This window comes from Dorea sp. 210702-DFI.3.17, from assembly GCF_020560825.1.
Taxonomy (GTDB): domain Bacteria; phylum Bacillota; class Clostridia; order Lachnospirales; family Lachnospiraceae; genus Dorea; species Dorea formicigenerans.
On record NZ_JAJCNB010000129.1, the window covers coordinates 1 to 254 of the forward strand.

Consider the following 254-nt stretch of genomic DNA (forward strand, 5'->3'; position numbering starts at 1 on the left):
TCTTTAATGATATCGTGAACTAAAATGAAATTTCCTAGAGACTTACTCATTTTCTCATTATCAATATTAATAAAACCATTATGCATCCAATAATTTGCGAAAGGTGCATGATTATGAGCCTCTGATTGAGCAATTTCATTTTCATGATGCGGAAATTGTAAATCTGAACCACCTGCGTGAATATCTATTGTAGACCCTAGTTCATGATAAGCCATTACTGAACATTCAATGTGCCAACCTGGTCTACCTTTACC

Annotated in this window: 1 pseudogene; it reads right to left on the bottom strand. The window is 34.3% G+C overall.

What is annotated here, in order from left to right:
- Positions 1–254: pseudogene (locus tag LI149_RS15225) on the bottom strand (cysteine--tRNA ligase); the annotation flags it as partial.